Below are 18,448 nucleotides of genomic sequence, written 5' to 3'. Positions count from 1 at the left end.
GGCGTAGCCTCGCGCAAGGATGAGGCTTGCTCTGCGGGGCGGGGCGCGGGTTATCCTGCGGCCCCGTCGTTGTCACGAGGCTGTCATGTCGTCCGCTTACACGCCTGCCCTGCAGCGAGCCGACCGAGATTCGCGCAACTCCGCCCAGGTGCTCGGTCTGTGCCTGCCCGCCGACGTGCTGCTGTACCTGCTGCTGCCGATGTACGCGGCGGACTTTGGCGTGACCCTGGTGGAAGCGGGCATCCTGCTGGCGGCTAATCGTCTTGTGCGCATCGTGGGTTACGGCTGGGTGGTTCGTTTCTACGCCCGCCATGGCGATCGAGCTGCCTGCAGCCTCGCCGCGCTGGCGACGGCAGCCTGCGCGCTGGCCTCGGCGACGCTCTCCGGATTTGCCGTACTGCTGGTGTTCCGGCTGGTCTGGGGCCTGTGCTTCGCCACGTTCAACCTCAGTACCCAGACCCTCGCTACCGCCGAGGCGCAAGGCGCCGCGCGCCGCGCCGGGCGCTCGCGGGCGACCCTCTCCATCGGGCCGATGCTGGCGCTGCCGCTGGGGGCGGCGATGGCCCAGGCGTTCGGGCCGCGCAGCGTGTTCTTCGTGCTCTGTGTGGCGGCCCTTTGCGGCCTGTGGCGCGCCCGCGCTTTACCCGCAACGGGCCATGACATTCCGGTCAGCAGCGGCCGTCGCCTGCGCCTGCCGGACAGCATTGCTACCTGGTCCTTCATCGAAGGCGTGACCCTCGACGGGTTGTTCGTCTTCGGCCTTTCGCTCTACGCGCAGACCCACCTGGGTGCTACCGGCGTACTGGTGGCGGGCATCCTGATGGCGGTGCGTTATCTCAGCGAGATGCTCTTCAGCCCGTTCGGCGGGCGCCTGGCGGACCGCTTCGGCGCGCTGCGCATGCTGGTCGTGCTGTCGCTGGCCACCTCGCTGGCGCTGCTGATGTTCGGCAGCTACTGGCTGTTCATCGGCGCCTTCTTCGTGTTGGTGCTGCGCGCGCTGCAACTGCCGCTGGTGGTGACGCTGGTGGCGCAGCGCAACCCGCAGGCGCGCATCCAGGCACTGGCCGGCAATGCCGTGTGGCGCGATATCGGGGCAGGGCTCGGGCCTATTCTGGCCGGTGTGCTGCTGCCGCAGGTGCCGGCGCTCTGGGCTTATGCGGGGGCGGCGGCGATACTGGCGCTCAGCGCACTGGGGTGTGCCTGGCGGCGCTGACTGAATCAGGATTGATAGGCACGGCAAGGAAGCAGGAAAGTGAAAGCATTGTTCATCGCTCTGACCGGGGGGCTTTCGCTCGCACAGATGGCGCCAGCCCTGGCGGATAACCTTAACGGCAAGAACCTCTTTACCCAGCGCTGCGCGGTCTGCCACGGCGCGGACATCAAGGCGAGCGGGCCTCTGGCCCACAAGAGCAGCCCGCCCACGCCCGACCTCACGACGGCCGCTTTCAGGAAGCGCCTAAGCGATTATCCGGGCGTCATCGTGTCTTCGGTGGTGCTGCGCCCCAACGGCAGCCTGATCCCCCGGACCTTGCGCGAGAACGGCGTGAAAATCCCGCCGCACGCCTGGAGCATCGATGATCTGCGCGATCTGAACCAGTACATGGTCGGGGTGATTTCGAAGAGTCGCTGAGGCTGCCCTTGGGGCGCGGAAATCCGCACGCGATGGCGGCGCCGAATGCGCGGATTGTTCAAGCGCGGCTGACGGCCTGGCAGGAAAACTGGCGGCTCATCCTGAATTGGAGCTGCCCCATGCGCTATGTCTACGCCCCCGCGTTCTTCCTCGGCTTCATCGGCCTGGCCCTGTACCTGGTCGGTGAAGGCGTATCGCTGTTGTGCCTGCCGGCGCTGTTGCCGCTGGCGATCCTGCTGGCCTTCCTCGCCGAGCGACTCTGGCCCTATCGCGCGGGTTGGAACGAGAGCCATGGCGATGGCGTTCGCGACTTCACCCATGCGTTGGTCAACGAGTCGTTGAATGCCCTGGGCATTGCCGCGATTCCGTTGATGGCCCTGTGGCTGCCGCATTTCGACCTCTGGCCAATGGATTGGCCGCTGGCGCTGCAACTGCTGGTTGCGCTGCTGATCGCCGACTTCGGTATCACCCTGGTGCACTACGCCAGCCACCGGTCGCCGCTGTTGTGGCGCCTGCATGCGGTGCACCACAGCGTCACGCGCCTGTACGGTTTCAACGGGCTGATGAAGCACCCGCTGCACCAGATGCTCGAAGCCCTCGGCGGCACGCTGCCCTTGCTGTTGCTGGGTATTCCCGCGGAGGTTGCGGCGCTGCTGGCGTTCGCCATTGCCATCCAGTTGCTGCTGCAGCACAGCAATGTGGACATGCGCATCGGTGCGCTGCGCCATATCTTCGCCTGGGCACCGCTGCATCGCCTGCACCACCTGAAATACGGTACGGCGGGGGACGTGAATTTCGCGCTGTTCTTCAGCTTCTGGGATCGCCTGCTGGGCACCGCGCTGCACTTGCCGGACTACGCGCTGGCGGAAGATGACCTGGGCATAGGTGACCGCCCCGACTACCCGGTGGAGTACCTCGCGCAACTCGCCGAGCCGTTCCGTCGAGTTGATGTGGCGCATCCTCCGGCACCGTTGCCGGCTGAGCTGCGGCGTGCGGGAGTGAATGTGCGCTGAGAGAAAGGTTCGTGAGCAAGGCTCTGCGCTTGTGCGTCAGCAGAACGCCAGACGCAGGCTGTAGGAGCGAGCTTGCTCGCGAAAGCATTGCACCCTGAGTATCCGGTGTGAGGCGGGTTCGCGAGCAAGCTCGCTCCTACGAAAGCTCCCGCAACCTGCCAGTCGCTGACGTCCAGCCTCATCTGTTGGAACGCCCCTTGTCCGCGATATTCAGCTCAGCACGCGAAACTTCAATTGGCGCAGCGTCAGGTCGGCGCGAATGCCGAACTGGCTGCGCACGCTGCGGGAGAAATGCGCGGAATCGGCGAATCCTGCGGCGATGGCCGCGGTGGTCAGGCTGTCGCCGGCCATGGCAAGGCGCAGCGCCCGGCGCAGCCGTTGCCAGAGCACCAGGCGGCGCACTGAGAGGCCCAGCGTGCCGCTGAACAGCCGTTCCAGTTGGCTCAGCGAAAGCGACGCTTCCTCGGCCAGCGCCTGGGCGGGCAGGGCGTTGTCGTCCAGCGCACGGATGCGCTGCAGGGCTTTCTCCAGGCGCGGGTCGAGCTGTCGGCGCGGCAGTTCGCGCAGGCCTGATGCGAGCTCTCGCAGGTCTGGCCCGACCTGCCGGCAGAGGTGTTCGAGACCGGCCAGCTCGAAGGCCAGCGGCTCGGCGAACAGGGTGACGGCGCGCTGATCGCTGTCGAGGATCGCATGACGCTGGTTGGAGGCGATGACCAGCAGCGGAGCCTGCTGCGGCTGATCGTCGATCAGTGCGTTCACCTTGCCCTCGCGAGCCATCAGCAGCTGGTGCGCGTAGTGAGCGTGGGCGCGCGCGTGGCCGGTGGTACCGGCGACGAGGCAGTAGTCTGCTCCCAGCCAGAGTTCACCGTGCCAGGCCTGCTCAGTCGTCTGCATGGCGTGCCAGCCACTCTTCCCGCGTCAGCTCCCAGGTTTCCCGCGGCAGCACGCCGCTGACGAAGTGTCCTTCGTCGCGGCCCACCAGACGCATTCCCTCGCGTTCGGAGATGCGCCGCGAACCTTCGTTGGGGATCGCCTTGGGCACCTGCATCAGCGGCCGGCCCAGCGTCAGGAACCAGAAGCGGCTGATCGCTTCGCAGGCCTCGCTCATGTAGCCCTGGCCCTGCCAGGCGGGCGCCAGCCAGAAACCTCGGTGATTGCCCGGCTGATCGAACAGCGAGATGTTGCCGATGGCGTCGTCCGGCTGGGTGGCGAGGCGGATCATCCAGTGCCATTCCTCGCCACGGGCCATGGCCGGCAGCACCACGTCGCGTACATAGACCAGTGCGCCATCGGCCGGGTAGGGCCAGGGTACGCGACGGTCCAGGTAGCGCACGACTTCCCAGTGCGGGAACAGGCGCTGGATGGTCGGTGCGTCGGTCAGTTGCACCGGCGTGAGCAGCAGGCGTTCGGTGCGCAGGATGGGTGGGCTTTGGCTATCCATGGTGGCTCCTGATTCTTCAGGGACAGTCTGCCGTTTCCCGGCGGCCGCTGGCCAGCTTTGCGCAAGGCTGACCTGCACTCATTGGCCGATCTCAGGCCGGGCGACCGAAGGCGGCGATGGCGAAGTCGAGGAAGCTGCGCAGCTTGGGCGTGAGGCGTCGGTCTGGGGCGTAGAGCATGTGCATGGGCGAGGTCGGCACCGGGTATTGCGGCAGCAGTTGCACCAGGGTGCCGTTACGCAACGCATCGCCGACCAGCTCCTGCGGCTGCAGCACCACGCCCAGCCCGGCCACGGCAGCCGCCAGCAGCGGGTCGCCCTGATTGATCGTCAAACGGCTTGTAATCGGCACCTCGATGCGCCCGTCCGGACCGTCGAAGGTCCAGCTGGAACGACCATCGGAAAAGGTGAAGCCCAGGCATTCGTGCTGGCTCAGTTCTTCGGGCGTACGGATCGCGGGTCGTCGCGCGAGGTAGGCCGGCGCGGCGCACAGTACGAGCCGGTAGGGCGTCAGCGGCACGGCCTTCAGACCGCTGTCGGCCAGTTCGCCGATGCGGAACACCACGTCATAGCCGTCGTTGACCAGGTCCACCAGTTCGTTGGACAGCGTCAGGTCCACCGACACCTGCGGGTAGCGCACCATGTACTCCAGCAGGCGTGGCGACAGGGTGCGTATGCCGAAGGTTACCGGCGCGTTGATCCGCAGCCGGCCGCTGGGTGTGCCGCGGGTGACGGCAGCCAGGTTTTCCGCCGCCTCCATGTCCGCGAGGATCAGCTTGGCGCGCTGGTAGAACGCCTGGCCGAAGTCGGTGAGGCTCTGCCGCCGTGTGGTGCGGTTGAGCAGCGACAGGCCCAGGTGCTGCTCCAGCAGTTTTACCTGCTTGCCCAGCAACTGGGAGGACAGCTGCAGGTCCTCCGCCGCCGCGCTGAAGGAGCCCAGCTCCACGGCCCTGACGAAGCAGGTCATCTGTTCGAGGCGGTCCATTGAAAACCCTGTGTTTCAAGTGTGTGGCCATCCTAGGCCTTTATCCGGCCCCGGCCAACGCCTAGATTCTCCCCATGTCGCGGACGGTCGAGCACCGTCGCGGGGACTTTCTACACTCCCATTCCGGCCGGCGCTTTCGTCCCGGCCCCGATCGAGAAGAGGTTTGCCATGGCTCGCATTGTCAGAATCCACCAATACGGTGACGCCAGCGTCCTGAAGCTGGAGGCGGTGGACGTACCCGCCCCGGCGGCGGCGGAGGTGCAGATCGCCGTCAAGGCCATCGGCCTGAACCGCGCCGAAATGATGTTCCGCAACCACGCTTACCTGCAGGAAGCCGAGTTCCCCAGCCGCCTGGGCTACGAGGCTGCCGGCGTGGTGAGCGCGGTGGGCAGTACGGTGAAGGACGTCGCGGTGGGCGATGCGGTGAGCCTGATCCCACCGCTGGATATCGCCCGCTGGGGCACCTATGGCGAAGTGGCCAACGTGCCGGCGCACCTGGTGGTGAAGCACCCGCGGACCCTCAGCTTCGAGCAGGCCGCCGCGTCCTGGATGCAGTACGTCACCGCCTGGGGCGCGCTGGTGGAACAGGCGAAGCTGTCGAAGGGCGAATTCGTGCTGGTCACGGCGGCGTCCAGCAGCGTGGGGCTCGCGGCCTTCCAGATTGCCCGGATGGTCGGCGCCACGTCCATCGCCGTAACCCGCACCCAGGCGAAGAAACAGGCGTTGCTGGAGGCCGGTGCCGATCACGTGATTGTCAGCGACGATGAAGACATCGTCGAGAAGGTGATGGCGCTGACCGGTGGACAGGGCGCCCGCGTGGTGTTCGATCCCATCGGTGGCCCAGGATTCGAGGTGCTGACACAGGCCATGGCGCGGGGCGGCATCCTGCTGGAGTACGGTGCGCTGAGCCCTGAGCCGACGCCTTTCCCGCTGTTCACCGTGCTGGGCAAGAGCCTGACGCTGAAGGGGTATCTCTACGCCGAGATCGTCGCCGACCCGGCGGCGCTGGAGCGCGCCAAGGCGTTCATCGTCAAGGGGCTGGAGTCCGGCGCGCTGAGCCCGGTCATCGCGCGGACCTTCCCGCTGGAGCAGATCCAGGACGCGCACCGTTTCCTTGAAGCCAACCAGCAGGTCGGCAAGATAGTCGTCACGGTCTGAGGCCAAGATAATGGGCGCCCGGTATTTCGCTGCCGTGCGCCCGTTCTTGCGTCCGGCCGTTCAGATTGGTGGCTGCTCCCAAGGCGCGCCGCCGGCGAACTGCTCCTCGATCCAGGTCTTGAACACTTCGCTGGTGGCCGAGCTGTAGCGCGCCGAAGGGCGCACGAAGTAGATGCCGGCGGAAGCGTCCAGTTGCCAACCCGGCAGCACCTGCACCAGGCGGCCGGCGTCGAGGTCGTGCTTCATCAGCCATTCGCCGCCCGCGAGGATGCCCACGCCCAGGCGTGCCGCCGAAAGCAGGGCCTCATTGTCGTTGCTGTGCAGGTTGCCGCTGACGCGGACGGTCTGCTGGCGGTTGCCGTTGGCCAGCTTCCAGTCCGGCCAGGAGTGCAGGCCGGTGAAGCCCAGGCAGTTGTGGCTGGCCAGTTCCGCCGGGGCTCGTGGCGTGCCGTGGCTCTCCAGATAGTCGGGTGCCGCGCAGAGGATGCGCCGCAGGTCGCAGAGCCGGCGGGCCAGCAAGCGGCTGTCGGCCAGCTCGCCGATGCGTATGGCGGCGTCGAAGCCTTCGGCGACGATGTCGACGAAGCGTTCCGAGTACTCCACTTCCAGTGTCACCTGCGGGTGATCGAGGACGAAGCGCGAGAGAATCGGGCTCAGCCACAGCCGGCCCATGGCGGCAGGCACGGCGATCTTCAGGCGGCCCTGGACCCGGGCCGCGCTGCGACTGGCCTGGTCCTGGGCCTCGGCGATCAGGCTGGCGGCCTGGCGCAGGCGCTCCACCAGGCGCAGGCCTTCGTCGGTGAAGCGCAGTTGCCGGGTGGTGCGCTCCACCAGCCGCACGCCCAGGCGCTGCTCCAGCGCGCCGAGGCGCTTCGACAGCACCGATGGGTGGCGTTGCAGGGCGCGGCCGGCGGCGGCGAAGGAGCCGTGCTCGGCCAGCGCCAGCAGGGTGGCGAGCTCGTCGGCCTGGCGACTATCGAACAGATCCATAAGGCTCCCAATTCGGCGAATCCACTCGCCCGGCGGTGGTTCATGGTGTGAGGATGATGGCCCCTTCAGAGCGGCCTTCCTGCAGGTCGGCGTGGGCTTGGGCAACTTCCGCCAGGGGATAGCGACGCCATACCCGCGGCAGGATGATACCGTCCGTGACGGCCTGCAGGACGTCCTTCGCGCGCTGCTGGTATTCCTCGGCCGTGGCGGTGTGCGCGGCGAGCGAGGGCCGGGTTAGGAACAGCGAGCCCTTGGCGTTCAGCGTGGCGACCTCCACCGCTGGTGGTGCGCCGGAGGCCATGCCGAAGCTCACCAGCAGGCCGCGCGGGCGCAGGCAGTCCAGTGAGGCTTCGAAGGTGGCGCGACCGATGGGGTCGTAGACCACATCGGCCTTGTGCCCGCCGGTGATCTCGCGGACCTGATCGGCCAGCGTCGCAGCATCGAATACCAGCACTTCGTTACAGCCGGCGGCGCGGGCGCGTTCGACGCTCTGTGGCTTCGACACCACGCCGATGACGAAGGCGCCCAGGTGCCTGGCCCAGGGCACCATCAGTTGCCCCAGCGCGCCGGCGGCGCCATAGATCAGCACGCGCGAGCCGGGACCGACCGGCCAGGTGGACTTGAGCAGGTAGTGCGCGGTGATGCCCTTGAACAGTATAGCGGCAGCATCTTCAAAGCTGACGGAGTCCGGCAGCTTCACCAGGCGCTCTGCCGGGTACAGGCGGCCGCTGGCGTAAGCGCCGAGCGGCCCGGTGGCGTAGGCGACACGGTCGCCAACCTGAACGCTGCTCACGCCTTCGCCGATGACGGCCACGGTGCCCGCGCCCTCCAGGCCGAGCGAGGAGGGCAGCGGCACCTTCACCGCACCGGAGCGCTGGCTCAGGTCCAGCGGGTTGACGCCGATGGCGGCCTGTTCCAGCCACACTTCTCCGGGGCCGGGTTGTTGTGCCTGGGTTTGTACGAGACGGAGGACTTCCGGGCCGCCGAAGGCTTGCAGTACTGCGCGGGTGAGCATGTTCTTCCCCTGACTGGTGATGGTGCTCGCCAGTCTAGGGATGTGACGCTAATGCACCAGACAGGGCTGGTGCAGGACATGGCTGCACGCCGTGCAGCAATCCGAATGACCTGCTCAGGCCCTGGTGTGCTGAGCGAAGGCCAGGTGGTAGCCGTTGCAATCGCGCACGCCGAACTCCCGCGAGCCATAGGGCATGTCCTGCAGGGGCCAGGCGATCTGCGCCCGGTCCTTTACGGCGGCGAAGTAGCGCGCGACGTCGGCGAGCTGCAGGTAGACCGTGCCCGAGCAACCCACCTCGCGGCCCCACAGGTCCTGGGCCGTGAACAGCAGGCGGCAATCCTCCAGTTGCACGGTGAGCGTTCCCTCGGCGGAATCGGTCACGGCAAAACCCAGCGTGTCGCGGTAGTGCTCGCGGGTGAGGTCGAGGTCGTGGCAGCGCAGCAGCAGGGACAGCGGCATGGGAGCTCCGGAGATAGATGCGGAGCCTCGATCATGTCACAGGCTTCAGCGCAGAATCACCCGCAAGAGCGAAACCAGCGCCGCGCCGAACACCGGCGAAATCCAGATGCCGAAGGTCTGCAGAACGAATTGCCGGGCGTACGGCAGCAGCTCCATGTCGGGCGACGGGATGCCGAGGCTGTGCCGGCAATAGCCCAGGACGGCCACGATGAAGCAGGTGCCAGCCAGTACCCCGAGCGCTCGCCACGCCGGCCCTCGCTCACTGGTATAGGACAGCAGGGCGCCGCAGAGCGCGCCGCTGAGTGCCACCAGAATCTCGAAGGTGAACTCGGGCTCGGCAAACCATCGGTTGCCGTTCAATCCGATTACATTGCCGATCTGCCAGCCGGCGAGACTGCCTACGAGCAGTGCCATGGCGATCCATGGGAAATCGCGTAATACCGTGCTGTTCTGCATTGGGGTGGCCCCCTTGAGAAACTTCGGTGGTGGCAAAGTAGCAGTATAGTGACCACCCGGCCGTTCGCTGGCTCGGCGACGGGCGGTGAAAACGATTATTTACGCAGGATGTAGACCCGCACCCCGTCCACGCCGGGGATCACGTTGTAATGGCGAATCTGCGAAAAGCCCAGGCGCCGGAACTCACGCTCCAGGGCCTGGGTGCTGCCGAAGCCCGGGCCGCTGGGATGGGGATCGGAGCCGCAAGGGCAGGAGACAGGGGCTTCAGGCGCGGGGCTCGAATGGTCCACGCGGGTGAAGAGAATCACACTGTCGCGGGTCACCGGAATCCATTGGTTCAGCAGGTTGATGTTCTTCCGGTTGCAGGCAGTGCGCGGGATTTCCGGTAGTAGCAGGCAATCGACCGCACCTTTGCGCAGTTCTGCGAGCTCCTGTGGTGCGGGAAGGTCCCTGATCCGTCGCTGCATCGCTTCGGGCAGCTTGCGATGGGCTTCGGCCAGCGAGTCGGCGGATGGGCAGGTCGCTACGATGATGCGGTTGCTGTGTTCCAGCAGGACCGGCCAGGCGTCACCGGGAGACTGCGAAACCTCCAGCATCAGGATCGGCTCTTCGGCCATGCGCAGGGCCAGGCGCAGCAGACGCTTCTGCCGCCACTGCCGAAGCCGCTGGCAAAGACCCGCGCCGAGCGAGCGGCCAGGGTGGGCGGCGCGGTCGTGGTGGGCGGCGGAGGCGAACAGTCGTTGGGGGTCGTTCATGGGCGCGGACTCGTCAGTTACCGCCATTGTCGAGTCTCGCGATCAAGGTCTCGTCAAGGACATGTGAAAAAGACGTGGAGCCCGGTGCTTCGTGCGTGGATGTATGGGCAGTAACGTGATCGGTTCCGAATCATGGGCAATTCACGAATACAGCAGCCTATTTTGACGATTTCTTTTCCTTTCACCTTGTAGTTTCCCGCCCCTGCTGCCGGCAACGGCATTGAGCTGCGCTGCACCGTGCCGCGCAGGAAGGACTTCTACAAGGGACACCCCATGCAATTTTTCCGCTCGGCTCCAACGCGCTTCCTGGCGCTGGTCGCCTTGCTTTGGCTGATCGTCTTCTTCCTGACCCGCCTGGTCCTTCTGGTGAGCCACCTGCCCGAGGTGGGCGCGGGCCACGTGGGCGTCTTTGCCATCGGCCTGTTGTATGACCTGAGCTTCCTGGTCTATGCCCTGCTGCCGATGGGCGTGGTCCTGTTGCTGATGCCGGCGCGGGTCTGGCGCAGTGCGACCTGGCGCTGGTTGCTGGCGGCAACGCTGTTCGTCAGCGTCTACGTGATGCTCTTCACCGCGGTGGCCGAATGGCTGTTCTGGGACGAGTTCGGCGTGCGCTTCAACTTCATCGCGGTCGACTACCTGGTCTACTCGGACGAGGTGCTGAACAACATCCTCGAGTCTTACCCGATCGGCTTGCTGCTGAGCAGCCTGGCGGCCATTTCGCTGGTCGTGACCCTGGCACTGTCCAAGGTTGTTGGCCGCCTGCGCGACGCCGAGGTGGCGCCCCTGCCTCGCCGTCTGCTGGGCTGCGTGGGTCTGCTGGCGCTGGCACTGCTGGCCGGGTTGCTGGTGGATCAGGACTCCCCGCGCGGCCAGGACGGCAACACCTATGCCCGCGAGCTGGCAAGCAATGGGCCCTACCAGTTCTTCGCAGCCTTCCGAAACAACGAACTGGACTACCCGCAGTTCTACGTCACCCTGCCGGCGCAACAGGTGACTCGGCAGATTCGTGCCGAACTGGCCGAACCCGGCGCCCGCTTCACCAGTGATGATCCGATGGACATTCGCCGCAGCATCGCCAGCGAAGGGACGCCCAAGCGCTACAACATCGTCCTGGTGACCATCGAGAGCCTGAGCGCCAAGTACCTGGGCAGCAATGGCGACGGCCGCAACCTCACCCCCAACCTCGATGAGCTGCGCCGCAACAGCCTCTACTTCAACAACTTCTACGCCACCGGCACCCGCACCGACCGTGGCCTGGAAGCCATCACCCTGTCGATCCCGCCGACGCCGGGCCGCTCCATCGTCAAGCGTGTTGGCCGCGAGAGCGGTTTCGCCAGCCTCGGCCAGCAACTGAAGAACGTCGGCTACGATGCCGTGTTCCTGTACGGCGGCCGCGGCTACTTCGACAACATGAACGCCTTCTTCGGCGGCAACGGCTACCGCATCGTCGACCAGTCCAGCGTCCAGGAGTCGGATATCCACTTCAAGAACGCCTGGGGCATGAGCGACGAAGACCTCTACGCCCAGGCCATCAAGCTGGCGGACGAAGACCATGCACGCCAGCAGCCGTTCCTGTTGCAGCTGATGACGACTTCGAACCACCGCCCGTACACCTACCCGGACGGCCGCATCGACATTCCCTCCGGCGAGGGGCGCGATGGCGCGGTGAAGTACACCGACTACGCCATCGGTCAGTTCCTCAAGGCAGCGAAGGGCAAGCCCTGGTTCGACAACACCCTGTTCGTGTTCGTCGCCGACCACACGGCAGGCAGCGCCGGCAAGGAAGACCTGCCGGTGGCGAACTACCAGATTCCGCTGTTCATCTATGCGCCCAAGCTGCTGCCGGCCGGTGAGCGCGGCGAGCTGGCGAGCCAGCTGGACCTGGCCCCGAGCCTGCTGTCGATCCTCAACCTGAACTACACCTCTACCTTCTATGGGCGCAACCTGATGGTGCCGAACGCACTGCCTCCGCGTGTGGTGATCGGCAACTACCAGCACCTGGGCCTGTTCGATGGCCAGGACCTGGCGATCCTCAGCCCGCGTGGCGAACTGCGCCGGCATAACCAGGCGCTGGGTGCGAGCACGGAGGTGACGGCAAAGTCCGACGACCCGCTGGTGGACCGGGCGATCAGCTACTACCAGTCGGCGAGCTACGGCTTCACCCACCACCTGCTGGACTGGAAATAGGAGGCCGGGCAACGAAGCCGGCGCTGTCGCAGCGGCCCTGAGCGCTTCACGCCTGTCCCTTGGTTTGTGCGCTGCCGTGCAGTTCGCAGCGCCTGCCAGCCGTGGGCTGAGCGACCCTTTGTCGCCTCGCGTCGAGCGGCGCCCTGCAGCGTCTTTACTGGCACAGAGAACCTGTTGTTCAGCGAGGCCTGCTTGATGAACAGCGTAGAGGTGGCCCCCGAGACCCGGGGTGTAACGGTGGAGCTGTTGTCCTCGGTCGACCTCGGCCCGGAGATCGATGGCATGGCGGGCCGCCAGCTGCGCATGCGACGGGTGACCCTCCAGCCAGGCGGCGTCTTCGGGCCGGTGCATGACCACGTGGATCGCCCTGGCACGGTGTTCATCCTGCAGGGCACCATCACCGACCATCGCAACGGAATCGCTACCGACTATGGGCCGGGCGTCGGCTGGCCCGAGGACCACACCACCACACACTGGCTGGAGAACCGCGGCAGCGTCACCGCCGTGGAGATTTCGGTCGATATCGTCCGGCTGGGCTAGGCCCGGCGTGAGGTGTTGCCTCGATCACCACCTGCAAGCGCTCACTCAATGGCATACACGAGGGACGACGAGCCACGCTCGCCGATCGGGAGGGGTGCGATGGACAAAGCCGAGAAGGGCACCTGGCAGCGGGTGCTGGAGCCGATCGACCGCATCACCGAAGTGATTTTCGGCCTGCTGATGGCCATGACCTTCATCGGCTCGCTGAGCGTGGCGACCTCGGGGCGGGAGGAGGTCCGCACGATGCTGATCGCCGCCCTGGGCTGCAACCTCGCGTGGGGGCTGGCCGACGCCGTGATCTTCCTGATGCGCACCTGGACCGAGCGCACCCGCAGCCGAACCCTGCTGGATCAACTACAACGCAGCACCGACCCGCGCCAGGGGCAGGCGCTGGTCGCCGCCGAACTGCCACCCCGCATAGCCACGGCAGTCAGCACGGACGGGTTGGAAATGCTGCGCCTGCACTTGCTGCGAGAAACCGTTGGAACTCCGCCTCTGGCGCGGATCGGCTGGGAAGATATCAAGGGGGCGCTGGCGACCTTCCTGCTGGTGGTGCTGGCGACCTTCCCACTGGTCATTCCCTTCCTGCTGATCGAGCAGACCGGCCCGGCCATTCGAGCCTCAAACGCAGTGGCCCTGGTGATGCTGTTCCTCTCCGGCTGGATGCTCGCTCGCTACTCCGGCGGCTCACCCTGGGCGGGCGGAATGGCGTTGACGGTGGTGGGTACCGCGCTGCTGTTCGCCATCATCGCGCTGGGTGGCTGACACCCGGCGGCCGGATGCCAGTTCAGGTCGGCCTGGCTCCCAGTTCGGTAACCACCTGATCGACGAAACGGCGCAGCTTCGGTGGCATGCGGCGGTCGCTGGCATAGAGCAGATGGACCTGCCGCGCCGGCGCCTGAAGATCGGGAAACAGCTGCACCAGGCGACCCTGGCGAAGGTCTTCGGCAAGCATCATCTCGGCGCCCAGAATGATGCCCAGGCCATCGCACGCGGCGGCACGCTGTGCACGGGCGTCGTTGACCTGAAGCCGGCTGCTCTGGGCAAGCAATTGCAGGCTTTCACCCCCCAGCATCTGCCATCCCCCGGAGACTGACGGAGGCCAGGCGGTAAGCCCCAGACAATGGTGCCCTTGCAGATCATCGGGCGTCTGCGGAGTGCCGTGCTCGGCCAGGTAGGCAGGTGCTGCGCAGGCGATCAGTCGATAGGCCGTCAAGGGTCGGGCGACCAGGCTGGAGTCGTCCAGGGGGCCGATGCGGATCACCGCTTCGAAGTTCTCGTCGATCAGGTCCACCAGACGATCATTGAGCGACAACTCGATCTTCACGTCCGGGTGCTGGCGCAGGTAGCGGCCCAGCAGTGGCATCAGGCAGTAGGTTCCGTAGGTCACCGGGGCGCTGATCCGCAACCGTCCGCGAGGTACCGCGAGATGATCCAGGGCCAGGGCATCCGCGGCTTCTGCTTCGGCCAGCACGCGCTTGCAGCTTTCATAGTAGTGCTGGCCGATCTCGGTCAGGCTCTGTCGGCGAGTGGTGCGGTTGAGCAGCTTGACGCCCAGGCGCTCCTCCAGTGCGCTGACATGCTTGCCGGCCATCTGCGAGGACATGCCCAGCTCCGCCCCGGCAGCCGAGAAGGAGCCGCTGTCGGCAGCCCTGACGAACACCGCCATGCTTTGCAGTCGATCCATGATTCGCTACCTGTGGTTTCGACACTTCCAAATGAAGGACGATATTTCAGTCATCTGATTTCAAATAGCATCCTGGCTTCCGGTCTGGCTGGCAAGCGCGGGCCGGTTCCCACTGCACTGGAAGCAAAGGAGTCAGGCGATGCGTATCGGAATCATCGGGGCGGGGTTCATTGGCCGCGCCATGGCGGCTCTCGCTGGGAGGAACGGTTGCGAGGTCATGCTCAGCAACTCTCGCGGGCCCCTCACGCTGGCCAGCAGCGCAGCTTCCCTGGGCTGCCGGGTCGGCACCGTGGAGCAGGCGGCGAGCTTCGGTGACCTGGTGCTGCTGGCCATTCCCTTCGGTCGTTACCCGGAATTACCGGTGGCAGCATTCGCCGGCAAGGTCGTGCTGGATGCCGGCAATTACTACCCGCAGCGCGACGGCCAGGTCGCCGCGCTGGACAGTCGGCAAACCACCACCAGCGAGCTGCTGGCGCAACACCTGGTCGGAGCCAGGGTGGTCAAGGCGTTCAATGCCATCCTCGAGCGGGATCTGCTTGGCGATGCTCGTCCGGCCGGCGCCATCGACCGCCGTGCATTACCCATTGCGGGCGACGACTCGCAGGCCAAGCAGGCGGTCAGCGATCTGCATGAGCGCCTGGGCTACGACGTGGTCGATGCCGGCGCCCTGGCCGAGGGACGGCGCTTCGAGCGTGCGCGCCCGGCTTATTGCAGACGCCTGGATAGCGTTGGCCTGCGCGCCGCGCTGGCCGATGAGGGGCCCGATCAGGTTGAAGGCAGCTGGCGTGAATGAACACGGGACGCGGCTCCGGCAGGGAGCCGCCTCCTCAAGGACACAATCGATCGTCAGCAGGACAAGGGAGTGCCATACCGTGACAACGACTGACCGGAACCTGTTGCGCCTGGGCCTGTTGATCCCGCTCTGGCTTTTCGCGGGGGTGACGCTGACCTCGCTGGGCTATCCCGGCTACAGCCACCTCGACCAGGCGCTGAGTCAGCTGGGGGCGGCAGGTGCACCCACGCAAGGCTATTCCGCCTGGGTGAACAACTTCCCGCTGGGGCTGTTGTTCGTGCTTTTCGCCGTGGGGGTGGCGCGACGTTTCGCGGGTTCCCGCCTGGCCCTGTGCAGCGCCGCCTTGATAGCGCTGCACGGCGTGGCGAGTTTCGCGACCGGCTACTTCTCCTGCGATCAGGGTTGCGCACCGCTACAGCCTTCGGCGTCCCAGCAGATCCATAACCTGGCGGGACTGGTAATGTTTCTCTCACTGACACTGGCCAGCGCACTTTGGACGCTGCTGGGCAGCAGGTTGCTGTCCACGACGGCTTTCGGCTGGTTCTCGCTGCTGTGCGTGATGCTGGCTGTCGTGACCGTGGTGATGATGGCGAGGGCCTTCGTCGATGGGCACGGATTCGGGTTGTTTCAGCGACTCAACTACGCCGTTTCCGTCATCTGGGTCGCCGACCTGGCAGGGGTTGTTCTTCGCGATGAATCGCGAAGACCGGTGATCCGGCCAGGAGCGGCGTGACGGCACGGGCAATCCTCTGACGCGCACCGTCAGCGGGATTGCCGCTCCGACCTCACCTCAGAATTCGGCCTTCAGGGTAACGGTGTAGTTGCGTGGGTCGCCATACTGGTTGCTCGCGTTCAGCCAGCCGATGGAGGAGTAGTACTTCTTGTCGAACAGGTTGTTGCCGTTCAGGGCGACGCTGAAGTTCTTGTTGATCTGGTAGCCCAGGCGGGCGTTCCAGATGGCGTAGCCGGACTGCTTGATATCGCCGACGCCACCGGTGCCGCCGAAGTTGGTGTTGTAGTTTTCACTCTGGATGCTGGCGCCCGCGCCGGCGCTCCACTGGTTCAGCTCGCCCGGCAGGTTGTAGTCACCCCAGAAGCGCAGCAGATGGCGCGGCGTGTAGCTGTTGAAGGTGGAGCCGGATGACGAGGTGCCGTCGCCCGGATCGTTGAGGAACTTGGTCGAGGTGTAGGTGTAGCCGGCGAACAGCTGCAGGCCCCTGAGCACTTCGCCGCTGATCTCCGCGTCGAAACCTTCGGCGCGAACCTTGCCGCCGGCTACGTAGCAGTTGTCTTCGCCGTTCTGCCCGCACTCCGAGGCGTAGTCGTACTGCGCACGGTTCTCCTGGTCCACGCGGAAGATCGCGAAGCTGGTGTTCACCCGGCCATCCATCAGCTCGCCCTTCAGGCCGACCTCGTAGTTCGAACCTTCGATGGGCTTGAGCGCGGTGCTGTCCTGGGTCAGTTCGGTCTGCGGCTTGAAGATGTCCGTGTAGCTGACGTAGGCCGACCACTGGTTGTTCAGCTCGTAGATGAGGCCGCCGTAGGGGGTGAACTCACCGGTTTCCTTCGAATGCGCAGGGGCGGGCGAGGAGGTGGTGAAGCGGTTGAGCTCGTAGTCGTACTGGTAGTTGCTGGTGCGTCCGCCCAGGACCAGGGTCAGTGGCTCGGTCAGCTTGTAGCGCACCACGCCGTAGAGGCCGTTCTGGCGGATATGGCCTTTGGAGGCGCCGGCGTAGGTGGTGCTCAGCATCTCTTCTTCGCTCGGTTTTCGCGGAGAAACCGGATCGTAGATATTGATCGGCCCGAGGTTGAGCAGACCTCCCTGCACATCATCAGTCTTCAGGTCGCTGGCGTTGGCGCCGACCACCACCTGGTGCTCCAGGTCGAAGGCCCGCCACTTGCCGGCGAGGTTGATGTCGGCGCCCTGGTTGATGTTCTCGAAGTCATAGAGATAGGCGCGCGACTGCATGCCGTCACCGCTGGCCGGGTCGACCGCGCCCCGGCCGAAGCTGTAGAGGATGTCGTTGGTCTCGCGCATGTAGCTGCCCGAGGCGTTCAGGCGCCAGTCAGCGTTGAAGTCGTGGGTGACGTCGGCGAAGTAGGTGGTCTGCTTGTTGTTCCACTTGTTCCAGTCCGCGCCGGTGAAGGTGGAGCGCCCCGCATTGACCGCGCTGCCGTCCTTGTTGCGCGGCAGGCCGCCGAAGGACGGTGTCGAATGCAGGTCTTCAACGCTCGCGCCGGCGGCAACCCGCGTGTCATCGGTCAGGTCGTATTCGAGGATGCCGTAGAGCACGTTCTTGCGGCTTTCCGCGGTGTCGTAGAAATAGTCCCGGTCCTCGTGGGCGGCCACTACCCGGCCGCGCAGCCTGCCGTCTTCGGTGAGCGGAGCGCTGCCATCAAGGGTCTGCCGGTAGGTGTCCCAGGAACCGGCGCTGGCGGTGAGCGAGAGCGACGGTTCGGCCTTCGGGCGTTTGCGCACGAGGTTGATGGCCGCACCGGGGTTGCCGCTGCCCTGCAGCAGCCCGTTGGCGCCGCGCAGCACCTCCACGCGGTCGTAGAGCAGCGTGTCGGAGGTGAAGCTGCTGCCGATGGCGTAGTAGCGGCGATCGAGGGGGACGCCGTCGTACTGGATGGTCTCCACCTCGAAGCCGCGCGAGTAGATGTACTTGCCGCCGGATGGGCTCTGGTAGGTGGTGATGCCGGTGGTGTTTTCCAGCGCCTGGTCCAGGGTGTCGAGGCGCTGGTCGTCCATCGCCTTGCGCGTGATGACGGTGACCGACTGCGGGATGTCCCTGAGGCGCTGGGTGGATTTGCCGATGGTGGCTTCGCTGGAGGTGTAGGAGCCGGAGTCTTCGGTCGTCGGCCCCAGGCCCTGTCCGGTGATGACCGTGTCGCTCATCGCCAGGGCTGCCGGAACTTCCTCCAGGACATAGCTGCCGCCCTGGTCCATCGCTCGCAGCCCGGTGCCAGAGAGCAGGGCGGCAAAGCCTGCCTCTGGCGAATAGCTGCCGTGCAGGCCGGCCGACTGGAGATGGGCGGTCTTGCTGGCATCGAAGGAGAGCGCGACGCCCGCTTCGCTGGCAAAGCGGCTGAGCACTTCGGTCAGCGAACCTGCGGCGATGTCGTACTGCCGAATGCTCTGTACCGCGCCGGGTGCCATGAGTTCTGCACTCTCAGCGACGGGAACGCCCACGACGGCGACACTGAAGAGGGCAGCCTGCACGTGAATGGCAAGCCGATGGCGAACGAATGGATACAGCATGATCTCTCCCCGGTGGTGGTGACCAAGTGGGTCACTGATGCCGGAGTAGCCGAACCAGGGACGAAGAAAGTGCACGTTGA

At 65.8% G+C, this 18,448-nt stretch carries 19 protein-coding genes; 9 read left to right on the top strand and 10 right to left on the bottom strand.

The genetic code is table 11. The features are described from left to right. Positions 1 to 85 precede the first annotated feature (85 nt). The 3 genes from FAS41_RS09580 (at position 86) to FAS41_RS09570 (ending at position 2,643) form a co-directional block, all read left to right on the top strand. Positions 86 to 1,213 (top strand): MFS transporter, encoded by a 1,128-nt coding sequence (locus tag FAS41_RS09580; protein WP_138521601.1) that lies wholly within the window; start codon positions 86 to 88, stop codon positions 1,211 to 1,213. Between the two features lie 87 nt (positions 1,214 to 1,300). Beyond that, positions 1,301 to 1,630, top strand: a complete 330-nt coding sequence (locus tag FAS41_RS09575) for a c-type cytochrome (RefSeq protein WP_425049016.1) — start codon at positions 1,301 to 1,303, stop codon at positions 1,628 to 1,630. 119 nt (positions 1,631 to 1,749) lie between these two features. Continuing rightward, on the top strand, positions 1,750 to 2,643 hold the full coding sequence (locus FAS41_RS09570) for a sterol desaturase family protein (RefSeq protein WP_138521597.1): 894 nt from the start codon (positions 1,750 to 1,752) through the stop codon (positions 2,641 to 2,643). Positions 2,644 to 2,853: 210 nt separating this feature from the next. Here FAS41_RS09570 and FAS41_RS09565 read toward each other — a convergent pair whose 3' ends face one another. The 3 genes from FAS41_RS09565 to FAS41_RS09555 form a co-directional block, all read right to left on the bottom strand. After that, positions 2,854 to 3,537, bottom strand: coding sequence for an AraC family transcriptional regulator (locus FAS41_RS09565; RefSeq protein WP_138521595.1), 684 nt, complete (start codon positions 3,535 to 3,537; stop codon positions 2,854 to 2,856). Then, positions 3,524 to 4,084, bottom strand: a complete 561-nt coding sequence (locus FAS41_RS09560) for a GNAT family N-acetyltransferase (RefSeq protein WP_138521593.1) — start codon at positions 4,082 to 4,084, stop codon at positions 3,524 to 3,526. The genes FAS41_RS09565 and FAS41_RS09560 overlap by 14 nt, the downstream gene beginning before the upstream one ends. A gap of 91 nt (positions 4,085 to 4,175) precedes the next feature. Next, complete coding sequence (locus FAS41_RS09555) at positions 4,176 to 5,066, bottom strand: LysR family transcriptional regulator (protein WP_138521591.1); 891 nt, start codon at positions 5,064 to 5,066, stop codon at positions 4,176 to 4,178. Positions 5,067 to 5,234: 168 nt separating this feature from the next. Between FAS41_RS09555 and FAS41_RS09550 the strand changes: the two genes are divergently transcribed. Beyond that, positions 5,235 to 6,224 (top strand): zinc-dependent alcohol dehydrogenase family protein, encoded by a 990-nt coding sequence (locus tag FAS41_RS09550; RefSeq protein ID WP_138521589.1) that lies wholly within the window; start codon positions 5,235 to 5,237, stop codon positions 6,222 to 6,224. A 60-nt stretch (positions 6,225 to 6,284) separates the two neighbouring features. On the opposite strand, the gene FAS41_RS09545 is transcribed toward FAS41_RS09550, so the two are convergent. The 5 genes from FAS41_RS09545 to FAS41_RS09525 form a co-directional block, all read right to left on the bottom strand. After that, a complete protein-coding gene (locus tag FAS41_RS09545; RefSeq protein ID WP_138521587.1) occupies positions 6,285 to 7,214 on the bottom strand; it encodes a LysR family transcriptional regulator in 930 nt (309 codons plus the stop codon). Between the two features lie 40 nt (positions 7,215 to 7,254). Then, complete coding sequence (locus FAS41_RS09540) at positions 7,255 to 8,229, bottom strand: quinone oxidoreductase family protein (protein ID WP_138521585.1); 975 nt, start codon at positions 8,227 to 8,229, stop codon at positions 7,255 to 7,257. Between the two features lie 114 nt (positions 8,230 to 8,343). After that, the gene (locus FAS41_RS09535; protein ID WP_138521583.1) at positions 8,344 to 8,688 is read right to left on the bottom strand and encodes a VOC family protein; all 345 of its coding nucleotides are present in this window, start codon (positions 8,686 to 8,688) and stop codon (positions 8,344 to 8,346) included. A 45-nt stretch (positions 8,689 to 8,733) separates the two neighbouring features. Further along, the gene (locus tag FAS41_RS09530; RefSeq protein WP_138521581.1) at positions 8,734 to 9,144 is read right to left on the bottom strand and encodes a hypothetical protein; all 411 of its coding nucleotides are present in this window, start codon (positions 9,142 to 9,144) and stop codon (positions 8,734 to 8,736) included. Positions 9,145 to 9,239: 95 nt separating this feature from the next. After that, positions 9,240 to 9,899, bottom strand: coding sequence for a hypothetical protein (locus FAS41_RS09525; RefSeq protein ID WP_138521579.1), 660 nt, complete (start codon positions 9,897 to 9,899; stop codon positions 9,240 to 9,242). Positions 9,900 to 10,172: 273 nt separating this feature from the next. Here FAS41_RS09525 and FAS41_RS09520 point away from each other — a divergent pair, with 273 nt between their 5' ends. The 3 genes from FAS41_RS09520 to FAS41_RS09510 all read left to right on the top strand — a co-directional run bounded on the left by FAS41_RS09520 (position 10,173) and on the right by FAS41_RS09510 (position 13,391). Further along, entirely contained in the window at positions 10,173 to 12,086 is a 1,914-nt protein-coding gene (locus FAS41_RS09520; protein WP_138521577.1) for an LTA synthase family protein, read from the top strand. 195 nt (positions 12,087 to 12,281) lie between these two features. Next, positions 12,282 to 12,626 (top strand): cupin domain-containing protein, encoded by a 345-nt coding sequence (locus FAS41_RS09515; protein WP_138521575.1) that lies wholly within the window; start codon positions 12,282 to 12,284, stop codon positions 12,624 to 12,626. 99 nt (positions 12,627 to 12,725) lie between these two features. Beyond that, the gene (locus FAS41_RS09510; protein ID WP_138521574.1) at positions 12,726 to 13,391 is read left to right on the top strand and encodes a VIT1/CCC1 transporter family protein; all 666 of its coding nucleotides are present in this window, start codon (positions 12,726 to 12,728) and stop codon (positions 13,389 to 13,391) included. A 22-nt stretch (positions 13,392 to 13,413) separates the two neighbouring features. Here the strand turns inward: FAS41_RS09510 and FAS41_RS09505 are convergent, their stop codons facing one another. Beyond that, the gene (locus FAS41_RS09505; protein WP_138521572.1) at positions 13,414 to 14,313 is read right to left on the bottom strand and encodes a LysR family transcriptional regulator; all 900 of its coding nucleotides are present in this window, start codon (positions 14,311 to 14,313) and stop codon (positions 13,414 to 13,416) included. Positions 14,314 to 14,452: 139 nt separating this feature from the next. On the opposite strand from FAS41_RS09505, the gene FAS41_RS09500 reads away from it, so the two are divergent. Both FAS41_RS09500 and FAS41_RS09495 read left to right on the top strand, forming a co-directional pair. After that, positions 14,453 to 15,106 (top strand): NADPH-dependent F420 reductase, encoded by a 654-nt coding sequence (locus tag FAS41_RS09500; RefSeq protein WP_138521570.1) that lies wholly within the window; start codon positions 14,453 to 14,455, stop codon positions 15,104 to 15,106. A gap of 79 nt (positions 15,107 to 15,185) precedes the next feature. Continuing rightward, positions 15,186 to 15,839, top strand: a complete 654-nt coding sequence (locus tag FAS41_RS09495) for a DUF998 domain-containing protein (protein ID WP_138521568.1) — start codon at positions 15,186 to 15,188, stop codon at positions 15,837 to 15,839. 57 nt (positions 15,840 to 15,896) lie between these two features. Here the strand turns inward: FAS41_RS09495 and FAS41_RS09490 are convergent, their stop codons facing one another. Then, positions 15,897 to 18,368, bottom strand: a complete 2,472-nt coding sequence (locus tag FAS41_RS09490) for a TonB-dependent siderophore receptor (RefSeq protein ID WP_138521566.1) — start codon at positions 18,366 to 18,368, stop codon at positions 15,897 to 15,899. Between the last annotated feature and the right edge of the window lie 80 nt (positions 18,369 to 18,448).

The organism is Pseudomonas nicosulfuronedens, assembly GCF_005877905.1.
GTDB classification, from domain to species: domain Bacteria; phylum Pseudomonadota; class Gammaproteobacteria; order Pseudomonadales; family Pseudomonadaceae; genus Pseudomonas; species Pseudomonas nicosulfuronedens.
This window is presented reverse-complemented; position numbering and strand designations above follow the sequence as displayed.